The organism is Holtiella tumoricola (assembly GCF_027857615.1).
GTDB classification, from domain to species: domain Bacteria; phylum Bacillota; class Clostridia; order Lachnospirales; family Cellulosilyticaceae; genus Holtiella; species Holtiella tumoricola.
The window spans coordinates 1-13,605 of record NZ_JAQIFT010000031.1; the positions used below are offsets into that span (position 1 = coordinate 1).

At 35.7% G+C, this 13,605-nt stretch carries 9 protein-coding genes; 7 read left to right on the forward strand and 2 right to left on the reverse strand.

Annotated elements, in window-relative coordinates; genetic code table 11:
• Positions 1 to 230 precede the first annotated feature (230 nt).
• Positions 231 to 1,814: an extracellular solute-binding protein gene (locus PBV87_RS07395; protein ID WP_271011703.1), complete on the reverse strand. Its 1,584-nt coding sequence runs from the start codon at positions 1,812 to 1,814 to the stop codon at positions 231 to 233.
• A gap of 576 nt (positions 1,815 to 2,390) precedes the next feature.
• Positions 2,391 to 2,831: an alkaline phosphatase family protein gene (locus PBV87_RS07400; RefSeq protein ID WP_271011711.1), complete on the reverse strand. Its 441-nt coding sequence runs from the start codon at positions 2,829 to 2,831 to the stop codon at positions 2,391 to 2,393.
• A gap of 426 nt (positions 2,832 to 3,257) precedes the next feature.
• Here PBV87_RS07400 and kdpA point away from each other — a divergent pair, with 426 nt between their 5' ends.
• From kdpA to PBV87_RS07435, 7 genes are all read left to right on the forward strand, one after another.
• The gene (gene kdpA / locus PBV87_RS07405) at positions 3,258 to 4,994 is read left to right on the forward strand and encodes a potassium-transporting ATPase subunit KdpA (RefSeq protein ID WP_271011704.1); all 1,737 of its coding nucleotides are present in this window, start codon (positions 3,258 to 3,260) and stop codon (positions 4,992 to 4,994) included.
• Between the two features lie 11 nt (positions 4,995 to 5,005).
• Positions 5,006 to 7,078 (forward strand): potassium-transporting ATPase subunit KdpB, encoded by a 2,073-nt coding sequence (gene kdpB, locus PBV87_RS07410; RefSeq protein WP_271011705.1) that lies wholly within the window; start codon positions 5,006 to 5,008, stop codon positions 7,076 to 7,078.
• A 32-nt stretch (positions 7,079 to 7,110) separates the two neighbouring features.
• Positions 7,111 to 7,707 carry a potassium-transporting ATPase subunit KdpC gene (gene kdpC, locus PBV87_RS07415; RefSeq protein WP_271011706.1) on the forward strand — a complete coding sequence of 199 codons (597 nt, stop codon included), beginning with the start codon at positions 7,111 to 7,113 and terminating at the stop codon, positions 7,705 to 7,707.
• Positions 7,708 to 7,833: 126 nt separating this feature from the next.
• On the forward strand, positions 7,834 to 10,506 hold the full coding sequence (locus tag PBV87_RS07420; RefSeq protein ID WP_271011707.1) for a sensor histidine kinase: 2,673 nt from the start codon (positions 7,834 to 7,836) through the stop codon (positions 10,504 to 10,506).
• Complete coding sequence (locus PBV87_RS07425; protein WP_271011708.1) at positions 10,499 to 11,221, forward strand: response regulator; 723 nt, start codon at positions 10,499 to 10,501, stop codon at positions 11,219 to 11,221. Before PBV87_RS07420 ends, PBV87_RS07425 begins: the two co-directional genes overlap by 8 nt.
• 175 nt (positions 11,222 to 11,396) lie before the next feature.
• Positions 11,397 to 11,756, forward strand: coding sequence for a hypothetical protein (locus tag PBV87_RS07430; protein WP_271011709.1), 360 nt, complete (start codon positions 11,397 to 11,399; stop codon positions 11,754 to 11,756).
• 74 nt (positions 11,757 to 11,830) lie between these two features.
• Positions 11,831 to 13,567, forward strand: coding sequence for a hypothetical protein (locus PBV87_RS07435; protein WP_271011710.1), 1,737 nt, complete (start codon positions 11,831 to 11,833; stop codon positions 13,565 to 13,567).
• Positions 13,568 to 13,605 lie beyond the last annotated feature (38 nt).

Genomic DNA, 13,605 nt, shown 5'->3' on the forward strand with positions numbered 1-13,605 from the left:
ATGTATTGGTCAATCTTACGTAACAGATGGTTTTGAGGTACCAGCTGATCTATATATACAAGTTCCATAGCTTGTTGGGTGTTATTTCGATAGTTAATCATAGGGAGACTCCTTATCTCGTTAGATTTAGTCTCCCTTAGTATTTGCAGAAAAACAAAAATAAACCGCTGACAATAACTTTGTCAGCGGTCTGAAAAAGGAGATGTCATATGACATCTCCTTTTAAGATATTAGTTGCCTAAGTATCTTTGGTATGCGCCGTTGTAGATTTCCATGTATCTTGTTAAGCCCATTTGGTTAAGTTGAGCTACATATTTATCCCATTCAGCATCAATATTGTTTTGACCTGTTGTCCATTTAGCTTTGTTAAGGTTAACGAAGTCTTGTAAGTCTGTTTGAAGTGCAGAAAGTTCTTTTGACTCTTCTGGAGTTAAGTTCATGTTTGGTACGTATGGTGCTAAGTAAGGAGCGTACATTGCTTGTCTTTCATCAGCAGCAATACCGTCTGGTGTTTGAATAAGGTCTTGTGTTTTGATTTCAACAGTTTCTAATGTTGGAACGTAAGCACTTGGACATTCACTTTGTGCACCTGGTTCGCTAGGCATGATTTCCCATTGATCGCCACGCGCTTCTAAACGGTTACCATATCTAAGTTTTAAAGAATGTTCTTTTTCGAAGAATGAATCGATATAACGCATTGCTGCAGCTGGGTTAGAGCATGTTGCAGAGATGATTGCACGGTTTTTATCGATACTATAGTCAAATTGTGACCATAATTTTGTTCCATCTGGACCTGCTAAAGGTTCGATAGCGATGAATTCACAAGCACCACCAGCGATTGGTCCGTTTGTTAAGTATGCTCCAAGGTAATCTGAGCTTACTTTAGCCATGTATTGGTTATGATCTTGTGTGAAAAGTTCTGTATCTAATAAACCTTCTGTGTAAAGTGTACTTGTCCATTTGATGTATTCTTTATAACCTTCTTGAACAGGAGTGTAGATAAGTTCTGATTGATCATTATTAAGCATCATGCTTCCTGTAAGTGTTACAACACCGAATGCACCACTGAAACCTGTGTCACCATTCCATACATCATATGGAGGTACTGGTTCGTATGACATTCCAATTTCATCAGCTTTACCATTTCCGTTAGGATCTTGAGTTTTGAAAGCTTTTAATACTTCGTAGAATTCATCTGTTGTTGTTGGTACTTCTAAACCTAATTTATCTAACCAAGTTTTGTTAATGCAAAGTTGAGTTGTTGCTTGACCAGCAGTTGCATTTACAGCTGGGATAGAGTAGATGTTACCATCTGGCATTGTAATTGCTTTTTTGATGTCTGGTCTTTCAGCAAGTAAAGCACTAATGTTTGGTGCATATTGATCAATAAGATCATTTAAAGGCATGAATAAGCCCATTCCTGCATATTTGTTAATCATTGATGAACTTAAGCCTGAGAAGAACATATCAGGAAGTTTATTTGATGCTAAAACTAAGTTAAGTTTTTCTGTTGCACCATCACCACTTACTGTTTCGAAATCTACGAATACATTTGTTTTTTCAGCAAGTTCTTTGAATACTGGATAATCATCCCAGCTACCTTGTCCTGGTTCACCGTAAGCGAAAGCAGTTAAGTCGATACGCTCAGGTACGATTGGGTAACCTTCAAGGTTAATTGTTTGGTCAGCTTCTACTGAAGTAGAAGGTGTACCAGTTGATCCGTTATCTGTTGCTGGTTTACTACAACCTGCTACTGAAGATAAAACGAGCATTGAAGCTGTTGCTAAAGTTAAAACTCTAGTAAATTTAGTCATCATTCATTCTCCTGTCCTTGTAATAAAGTGATAAAAATTAATTGATTCACTTTATAAATATGGTTAACAGTTCTTAAAAAGTTAAGTGGAAGTTAAGAACTGTTTAATATGTATAGATAATATCATAAAGTTAAGAAGTATTAAAGTGTTTTAAGACAAAAAATATAAAAAAATTTAAACTTTGTTCAAAAACAACCAAAATGAAGTAAAAAATGACTTAAAATAGAAGTTGTAATTGTGTATAATGTATAGTAAAAGCTATTAGTAAAGTTACAAAAATTAAGTTTAATATAAATTTTAATCATGAATATAAAGCTTTGATAGTTAAAATAATCAGAGAAACTATGAATATAAAATGAATAAACAAGTTAAAATGTGAAATTAATATTAAAAATTTAGAATATATATTAAAAATGTTTTGTGATAAAGTCATAGAAAAAGAGGACAGTAATGCCTGTTATATTTATTTAAATGAAAAGTTCCCATAAAAGAGTTATTTCTATACAAATAACTCTTTTGTGGGAACTTTTGTTGTGTAATTTTATTAGTAAAAAAACAGAGTTCTAAATGGTAAAATTAATGATCTAATAAGTAGTGCCATTTCCAGTCTGAAGGAGGTATAAGCCTTAAAATTTGAATAAGAGTTGGTGCAATGTCTTTGATATTTACATTTGCTAAAAGGTGATTAGGTTGGAAAATGGGACCATGACAAATAAGAGGAATGATCATATCTTCCATACAATCTGTATTATGGGTACAATGATGACCACCATGATCAGCTGTAATGCAGACATTATAATTTTTTGGTAGATACTCCATAATTTTTTCAATGCAATGAGAAGCATTTGCAACTGCTTCTAAATAGTGAGGTGCCATCCAACTGTGCTTGTATCCAGCAATATCTGTATAGCCTAAATAGAGAAAGAGAAAATCAGGAGACTCTTCATATATATAGGAAGGTGCTAAATCACTCAGTTTATGTTCATGTTCAAGAGCAGCAGTATAGTCAGTAGGAATACATTCATAATGAGAAAATGTAAGTTAATTATTTTAATTAGATTTTAATGTTAAATAAAGAGATCTTAATCCTGATTTTATTTACGCACTGCTAGAATTAAGGTAGAACACAATCTACTAAAAATCTAGAGGTGAGTAGAGTATGAAAATAGATAAAAAAAAATTATTTAGGCATTGGATAAGCAGACATCCTATTATACTTCTCGTAGGAGGTTTTACGATCTACACCCTATGCTTGATTGGTGGCGTGAGTCTATGTGCAATGTTTGGTGGAATGCTAGCGTGGTTACTCATGTAAAGAGATTTTAATGTAATTTTAATGTTTAAGCTTATTTCTCTAATGCCTATTTAATTTAAGATTGAATATACTACATACATGCAAAGGCAATAGAGCAGGAATGATAATTTAAAGGAGTGAATAAAAGAATGTTTACAATATTAAAATATGGGCTTTACTTAGTTGTATTAGTGCTTTTGGCCATACCATTAGGTGATTATATAGGAAAGATTATGAATGGGGAACATGTTTTTTTATCTAAGTTATTGATACCATGTGAAAAGATGATTTATAAACTTTTGCGTATTAATGAAAAGGAAGATATGACATGGAAGCATTATGGGCTTAGTGTCGCCTTATTTAATGGTATAGGATTTATCTTATTATTTATTTTACATATGATACAAGGATTATTACCTTTAAATCCAGAGGGATTAGGAGGAACAAGTTGGCATTTAGCTTTTAACAATGCAGTAAGCTTTATCACCAATACCAATTGGCAAGCTTATAGCGGTGAATCAAGTTTGACGTATTTTACTCAGATGTTTGGTTTAACAGTGCAAAATTTTGTTTCTGCATCAACGGGTATAGCTGTTTTGTTTGCAGTGATAAGAGGCTTTTTAAAAGTGAAGAATGAAGGACTTGGAAGTTTTTGGGTAGATTTAACAAGGATTATTTTATATGTGTTACTTCCGTTATCTATAGTGACCTCTTTACTTCTTGTATCACAAGGTGTTGTGCAGAACTTAAAACCTTATGATACAGTTCAATTAGTTGAACCTATTAAAGATGAAGAGGGAGCAACTGTTACAGAGCAAGTGGTGCCTATGGGACCAGCGGCAAGTCAAATTGCAATTAAACAGCTTGGGACAAATGGAGGAGGATTCTTTGGCGTGAATTCTGCACATCCATTTGAAAATCCAACAGGACTTTCTAATCTTATAGAAGTGACTGCAATATTACTTATTCCAGTTGCTTTATGTTTTACCTTTGGTAGGAATGTAAAGGATAAAAAGCAAGGCAGGGCCATTTTTATGGCAATGATGATTTTACTTGTCATGGCATTAGGCGTTATTGGAGTGAGTGAACAGCAGGCTACACCGCAGCTTGCACAGGTAGGGGAAGTAGATTTATCTACCTATCAACAAGCTGGTGGAAATATGGAAGGTAAGGAATCAAGATTTGGAATTGTAGGTTCATCTATATGGGCAACCTACACGACTGCAGCTTCAAATGGATCCGTTAACTCTATGCATGATTCTTACACACCACTTGGTGGCATGATGACCATGTTACAGATGCAACTTGGGGAAGTCGTTTTTGGCGGTGTAGGATGTGGGCTATATGGTATGCTTGCTTTTGTAATTCTTACCGTATTTATGGCAGGTCTTATGGTAGGACGTACACCAGAATATCTAGGTAAGAAAATAGAGCCTTTTGAAATGAAGATGGCTGTTATTACATGTCTTGCTACACCTATTGTCATCCTAATAGGAAGTGGTATAGCAGCTATGGTACCATCTGTTACTCAAAGTTTAAATAATGCAGGTGCTCATGGTTTTTCAGAACTTTTATATGCCTATTCATCAGCAGGAGGTAATAATGGTTCAGCATTTGCAGGCTTCAATGCCAACACCCCATTTATCAATTTATCCATAGGCATTATGATGTTGTTTGCAAGGTTTGTACCTATGTTTGCAATGCTTGCTTTAGCAGGGAGCTTAGCAAAGAAAAAGCATATTGCAGTAACGTCAGGAACACTTTCAACCTGTAATGGATTATTCGTAGGATTACTTGTTTTTGTCGTACTTTTAATAGGGGCGTTAAGTTTCTTCCCAGCACTTGCGCTTGGACCTATTGCAGAGTACTTTCAAATGTTAGGTTAGGAGGACTAAAAATGAAGACAAATTCTAAAAAGGGTATGGTGGATTCTAAGATGATCAGCCGTGCACTTAAAGATTCTTTTATAAAGTTAGCACCCAAAACACAATTAGCTAACCCAGTTATGTTCTTGGTTTATGTATCCGCCATTTTAACCTCAGGTCTTTTTGTATTGGCACTCTTTGGAATTAAGGATGCCCCAACAGGGTTCATATTAGGTATAGCCATTGTACTTTGGTTTACTGTATTATTTGCTAATTTTGCAGAAGCAATAGCTGAGGGGCGTGGAAAAGCACAAGCAGATGCATTACGTATGGCAAAAAAAGATGTAGATGCTTATAAAATGCTTTCCATAGAAGACAAAGAGCATTTAACAGTTATTTCTTCAGCTCATCTTAAAAAGGGTGATTTAGTATTAGTAAAGGCAGGTGAGCAAATTCCAGCCGATGGTGAGGTGCTAGAAGGGGCTGCATCTGTAGATGAAAGTGCTATTACAGGAGAGTCAGCACCTGTTATTCGTGAAGCGGGTGGCGATCGCAGTGCAGTAACAGGTGGTACTACAGTTATTTCAGATTGGATTGTTGTAGGTGTTACCAATGAGGCAGGAGAAAGCTTTTTAGATAAAATGATTGCTATGGTAGAAGGCGCAAGTAGGAAAAAGACACCAAATGAAATTGCGCTACAGATCTTTTTAATGGCTTTAACTATTATTTTTATTGCAGTAACAGCTTCTCTTTATACCTACTCAGATTTTGCAGCAAAACAAGTAGGCATAGAGAACCCAACTTCAATCACAGCGCTTATTGCCTTACTTGTTTGTCTTGCACCAACGACTATAGGTGCACTCCTTTCAGCTATAGGGATTGCAGGGATGAGTAGACTTAACCAAGCTAATGTACTTGCAATGAGTGGGCGTGCTATAGAAGCTGCAGGAGATGTAGATATTCTCATGTTAGATAAAACAGGAACCATTACATTAGGTAATAGACAGGCAAGTGCTTTTATTCCTGTAGATGGGCATACGGTAGAAGAGGTAGCTGATGCGGCACAACTTTCTTCCTTACCAGATGAAACACCAGAAGGGCGCAGTGTAGTTGTCTTAGCAAAAGAACAATTTGGAATTCGTGAAAGAAATCTAAGTGAATTAAAAATTGAGTTTGTACCTTTTTCAGCTAAAACACGTATGAGTGGCGTCAATTTAAAAAATACAGAAATTCGTAAAGGCGCTGCAGATTCTATTAAGCAGTATGTAGAAGCACAAGGTAGCCTATATAGTAAAGCCTGTGAAGAAGTGGTTATGCAAATTGCTAAGCAAGGTGGAACACCACTCGTTGTTACAAAAAATTATGAAATATTAGGCGTCATTTATTTAAAAGATATTATTAAAGAAGGCGTTAAGGAGAAATTTGCAGATCTACGCAAAATGGGGATTAAAACCATTATGATTACAGGAGATAATCCTTTAACAGCAGCAGCTATTGCAGCAGAGGCAGGGGTAGATGACTTTTTAGCAGAGGCAACACCAGAAGGGAAACTTGAGATGATTCGTAACTTTCAGGCTAAAGGACATTTAGTTGCCATGACAGGAGATGGAACGAATGATGCACCTGCTCTTGCACAAGCAGATGTTGCTGTAGCCATGAATTCAGGTACACAAGCAGCTAAAGAAGCAGGTAATATGGTAGATTTAGATTCATCACCTACAAAGCTGATTGAGATTGTTCGAATAGGTAAGCAACTTTTAATGACACGAGGTAGTCTAACGACTTTTAGTATTGCCAATGACCTAGCCAAATATTTTGCTATTATTCCAGCTTTATTCATGAGTATTTATCCAGGTTTAAGTGCACTTAATATTATGGGATTGCATAGTGCCGAGAGTGCGATCTTTTCAGCTATTATTTATAATGCATTAGTTATTATTGCACTTATACCACTAGCGCTTAAAGGTGTTAAGTATAGAGAGGTATCAGCAGGTAGATTACTTTGCCGTAACCTTTTTATTTACGGAGTAGGGGGTATGATTACACCTTTTATCTTTGTAAAGTTGATTGATGTCATCATTGTAGCGTTAGGCATTGTAGCTTAAAGTGTGGAATAGAGAATGTGGGAGGAAATAGAATGAAATGTTTAAAAGGTCTACTTGTAAAGGCTATAGGGCTACTTATAATTTTTACAGTATTATGTGGTGGTATGTATCCACTAGTTGTAACGGGAATAAGCCAAGTGGCTTTTAAAGAAAAGGCCAATGGCAGTATTATAGAAGTAAATGGTAAAAAGTATGGGAGTGAGTTACTGGGACAACAGTTTATAGGAGAGCAGTATATGTGGGGACGTATCATGAATAGTGATACTTCTACTTTTAAAGATGAACAAGGAAATAAGCTGATGTATGCTACACCTTCTAATTTAAGTCCAGCAAGTGAAAGTTATGAAAAGTTAGTTTCAGAGCGAGTAGCCTATCTTAAGCAATATGCTGGAGATTTAGATAAAATCCCAGTTGATCTTGTGACTTGTTCAGGTAGTGGATTAGATCCTCATATTAGTATAGCTGCAGCAAGCTATCAAGTCAGTCGTATTGCTAAAGTTCGTGGTATTGAAAAAAGTGTAGTAGAAGATGCCATTACTCAGGCAACGACAGAGGCCTTTTTAGGTGTATTTGGTGAACCTACAGTAAATGTATTAAAAGTAAATTTAATATTAGATGGTGTTTTATAACAAAATTGATATAATGGAGGTATTATATGGAATAATATAATACCTCCATTATATATGATAAAGTAGAGCATACATAAATAATAGATAGATAGATAGATAGATGATGTTAGGAATAGAGGGAATGCAATGAATGAAAGGATGCGTAATCCAGACGAAATCTTAAAAAAATTAGAACAAGAGGAAAAGCAAAAACATAGTGGAAAGCTAAAAATATTCTTCGGCTATGCAGCAGGCGTAGGTAAAACCTATGGGATGCTAGAAGCTGCTCACGTAGCAAAAGAAAGTGGTATAGATGTTGTAGCAGGGTATATTGAACCTCATACTAGACCTGAAACTATGGCTCAATTAGAAGGACTTGAAAGATTACCTTGTCTTGAAATTGAATATAGAAATATCTTATTAAAAGAATTTGACTTAGATGGTGCGCTTAAAAGAAAGCCCCAACTACTCTTAGTAGATGAGCTGGCACATACCAATGCTGAGGGGTGCAGGCATCTTAAACGTTATCAAGATATTGAGGAACTTCTAAAGGCTGGAATAGATGTATATACCACGGTAAATGTTCAACATATAGAAAGCTTAAATGATATTGTAGCAGGGCTTACAGGTATTGTAGTTAGGGAGCGCATACCTGATTTTGTATTTGATAGTGCAAGCCAAGTTGAGTTAGTAGACTTAGAGCCTGTGGAGTTATTAGAAAGACTTAAACAAGGTAAAATCTACAAGGAAAAGCAAGCAAGCCAAGCTGTAAAAAACTTTTTTACAGTGGAAAATCTTATTGCATTAAGAGAAGTAGCTTTAAGAAGGATGGCAGACCGGGTGAACTTAATCCAAGAAAAATCAAGTACAGCGGAGCATTTACTTATCTGTTTATCACCTTCACCTTCCAATGAAAAAGTTATTCGTCAAGCTGCACGTATGGCAAGTGCTTTTCATGGTAGATTTACAGCCTTTTTTGTAGAGACATCAGACTTTACGGAGTTCTCAAATGAAGATTTAGAACGGTTAAGATGGCATTCAAGACTTGCAGAGCAATTAGGTGCCAAGACTGTCACTTCTTATGGCAATGATATTGTGGAGCAGATTGCAGAATATGCAAAGGCTGCAAAAGTGACAAAAGTTGTGCTTGGGCGAACCTATACAAAAAGGTCACGTTTTGGAGTGAAAGAAAGTTTCTCAGAACGGTTAACAAAATTAGCACCTCAAATTGAGATTTTTGTCATACCTGATAGCTACGAAAAAAAATATATTAAGAAACGTCAAAGAAGCTTCAAGTATCAAACGAATTTAATCATGCAAGACATATTGATTTCAATGATTGTTCTAGGATTATCTACAGGTATTTCTTATTTATTTGCGTATTGGGGATTTAGTGAAGCCAATTTGATTATGGTCTATTTATTAGGCGTCATGATTACATCTCTTTTTACAAGGCATAGGCTATGTAGTACCATTGCAAGTATTTTAAGTGTATTTGTATTTAATTATTGCTTTACTGAACCGATTCGAACATTTTCAGTATATGACCCAGGTTATATGGCTACTTTTGCGATTATGTTTATTATGGCTTTTATCAGTACAACGTTAATGCAAAAGATTAAGCAGCAAGCCAAACAGGCAGTCATGAAATCTTATAGAACAGAAATTTTGCTTGAGACAAGTCAAAGGTTTCAACAAGCAGTAGATGTTGAGGCTATTGTATCGTATACCGCAAAGCAGCTCAGTGAACTTTTAGAAAGAAATATTTTATTTTATAGTGGTAATCCTGAAATACATCCAGAACCTATTGTTTGGAAGTGGGAGGGTGAAGAGGAAATATCTCCTTACGATCAAAGAGAATTAGGTGTGGCCCAGTGGGTTTACAAAAATAATAAGCATGCAGGATTTTCTACAAGTACATTGCCAGGTGTTAAATATTTATATTTAGCCGTACGTAGTGGAGAGCAAGTCTTTGGTGTTGTTGGGATAGATATGAAAGACAAGGCAATGGATGCTTTTCAAGAAGGGCTGATGGGAGCTATTTTAAATGAATGTGCTTTAGCACTTGAAAAAGAAGCCCTTATAAAGGAAAGAAAAGAAGCAGCGATGCAACTTCAAAAAGAACAATTGAGAGCCAATTTATTAAGATCCATCTCACATGATTTACGTACACCACTTACCAGTATTTCAGGAAATGCAGGGGTACTTATGAGTAGTGGAGACAAAATAGATGAGGCACATAAAAGTGAACTTTATGAAGATATTTACGAAGAGGCGATGTGGCTTATTAATTTAGTAGAGAATCTTCTTTCTGTTACACGTATTGAAGATGGAAGAGTCTCACTTAATCTGCAAGTAGAATTATTAGATGATGTGATAGCAGAAGCACTTCAACATCTAAGTAAAAAGAAAACGGATCATAAGATTATTGTGAATCAAGAAAATGATTTATTTATGGTCAAGATGGATACAAAGCTTATTGTGCAAGTGTTTATTAATTTAATTGATAATGCCCTTAAATACACAGCACCTGGCACAACCATCCAAATTCGCACAAGGAAACGAAGAGAGTGGATTGTCGTTGAAGTCATAGATAATGGTAAAGGGATTAAAGATGAAGAAAAGGCTAAGTTATTTGATATGTTCTATACATCTGGGCAAGCAGTGGCAGATGGTAGAAGAGGTATGGGACTTGGGCTAGCCTTATGCAAGTCTATTATAGAAGCCCATAATGGCCAAATTTCAGTTCATGATAATAAACCAAGTGGAACCATTTTTAGATTTACATTGAAGCAAGAGGAGGTACAAATAGATGGTTAACGGTAAACCAGACATACTTGTTGTAGAAGATGATATACCTATTCGTAATCTGATTATGACAACACTAGATACACAAGATTATAAATATCAAACTGCATCAGATGGAAAAGAGGCCCTGTTAGTAGCGGTTTCTCATCAACCTGATATTTTTCTGATGGATTTAGGATTACCTGATATGGATGGTATAGAAGTGATTAAGAAAATTCGTACGTGGTCGGTGGCACCTATTATTGTCATTAGCGCAAGAAGTGATGATAAAGATAAAATAGAAGCCTTAGATGCAGGCGCAGATGATTATTTAACGAAACCATTTAGCGTAGAAGAGCTACTTGCACGTATACGTTCTACACTTCGTAGATTGCAGTATTTAGAAAATAAGGGTACTCAAATTGAAACTATTTTTGAAAATGGTGATTTATCTATTGATTATACATCGGCAACAGTTAAGGTTGGAGAAGAAGTTGTGCATCTGATGCCTATGGAGTATAACCTATTGTGCTTACTTGCCAAGAATGTAGGGAAAGTTTTAACCCATCAATACATATTAGATAAAGTTTGGATTAACGCTATTGAAAGTGATTTATCATCTCTTAGAGTGTATATGGCGACCCTGAGAAAGAAAATTGAACAGGACAAAACAAAAGAAAAATATATTCAAACCCGCATAGGCATTGGATATGGAATGGTTAGAATTGAGAAAAATAAAATAAATTAATAAAAGTATTTACGAGTACAAAATTATATTCTAAAATATATGTAGTAATGAAATATGTCACTTGTAAGACCTATAAGACATCCCATTATGCAACAAGGGGATGTCTATTTTTTATGCCTTGAAAAGATAAAACAGGAATATATAGGCATCTCTTATTAAAAAAGAAGGGTGAGAGATGATGAATTGTGAAAAAATAATAAAAAAGTATTCGAGAACTGTGAGTAGGCGATGCTTAGAAATTGGATTGAAAGCGAAGCTAAGAGACTGGTGCCCAGAAGGTGTATTAAAAAGAAAAATGGAAGAAGAGGTACAGGTATGCTGTATCAAAATAGAGCATGCAAGTAAACAAATAGAAAGTGATTTGTTAGCCAGAAGGATCGCATTAGAAGAAAAACAAAATAGGCTAGTAGCTTGTAAGACGTATACGCAGAAGCAGTGGATAATGCGGTTAAGAGATAAGCAAGTAATTGAGAGCATTGTAACAGAAATTAAGCTGATAGACAGTGTGAAAATAAATGTTAAGGAATTAAGCTAACATTAAGGTTAATACATTAAACTCTTATTTATAAAGCTTTCGTAAGCAAATGAAGTAAAAAGGAGTATATGAATATGAACTTTAGAAATGTAAAACCGATGTTAGCTGTAGTAATAGCGACGAGTTTACTGACAGGATGTAATACAACAAAAGCCCAAGAACATAAAGTGATCGAAGATACAACAAAAATAAAAGAAGAGCAAGGGGTAGAACAAGTGCAAACGGTTAAAGTTCAAAGTATTGAGGGGAATATTATAACAGCCATACAAGGCGAACTAACCGAAAATGCAGGACCACCAGCCTTACCAAACGGAGAAACACCAACAGATGAAAATCCACCAGCCTTACCAGATGGTGAAGCGCAAGCAGGAGAAGCAGGCGTACCAGCAAAACCAGAAGGTGGCATGCCAGGTGGAAATGCTATGGGTGGAAAAGTATTTAATGAGCTGGGTGAATCTATAAGTTTTACAGTAGATGATCAGACAAAGATTACAATTGAGATGTTACAAGGTACACAAGAAGGAACAATGGATAACATTGGTGTGAATGATGTACTAGAAATCGCCCTAGGTGATGGCAATGTAGCAACAAGTATTGTAGTAAAAAACTTACAAATGGGTGGTGGATTTGGTGGCAGCCATACGGTTACACAGGGGACATCAGCCCATACTATTGATACAGATGAAAGTATAAGTAATGAGCACTATGCTTCAACAGAAGACGATGAAAATGCTTTACGTGTAGATGGGGCAAATGTTGTCTTACAAGATATTCAAGTTGAGAAATTAGAAGGCGAATCTTCTAATACAGAAAATGGTGACTTCTATGGTCAAAATGCTGCGCTACTTGCAACCAATGGCGCACAAGTAACCATTGAAAATGCAACAGTAAATACTGAGACTGTAAATGGTAATGGTGTCTTTAGTTATGGAGAAGGTACCACTGTTAATATTTCAAATTCTACTATTCGTACATCTGCCAGAAATTCAGGTGGGATTCAAACAACAGGTGGTGGAACAACCCATGCAACCCATTTAGATATTGAGACCCAAGGTGAGTCAGCAGCGGCTATTCGTAGTGACCGTGGGGGAGGTATTGTAAATGTCAAAGGTGGGACTTACACAACCAATGGTACTGGAAGCCCTGCAATCTACAGTACAGCAGATATATCTGTAGCAGATGCTACTTTAACTGCAAATCACTCAGAGGCTATTGTAATAGAAGGTAAAAACTCTGTAAGACTTGAAAATTGTAATGTAGTAGGAAGTATGGACAGCAATCATTTAGAAGCTAATGAGAATACCCAAAATATTATGATCTATCAAAGTATGTCTGGAGATGCAGAAATTGGTCACTCTACTTTTACAGCAAAAGGTGGAAGTATTACAGCCAAACAAGGTGACTTATTCTATGTAACCAATACAACTTGTACCATAGAATTATCTGATGTGAAACTTAACCTTGCCAATGACATTTTACTTAAAATAGCAGGGAATGAAAGTTCAAGAGGATGGGGAACAAAAGGAAGCAATGGTGGTAAAGCAACAGTTATTGCAACCCATCAAGTATTAGAAGGAAAAATGATTGTAGATGAGATTTCTACAATGGATATGACTTTAAGTGAAGGCTCCGCATTTACAGGTTCCATTAATGAAACAGGTAATGGAGGTAACGTTAAAGTAAGTATAGATGGCACAAGTACATGGACACTTACAGGGGATTCTTATATTACAGCATTAGATGGTGACTTAAATCAAATTAAAAGTAATGGATTCAATCTTTATATAAACGGCCAACGTGTTCAATTTTAACTAAAAGGCAAGACTCTTAAATAGAGTCTTGCCTTTTA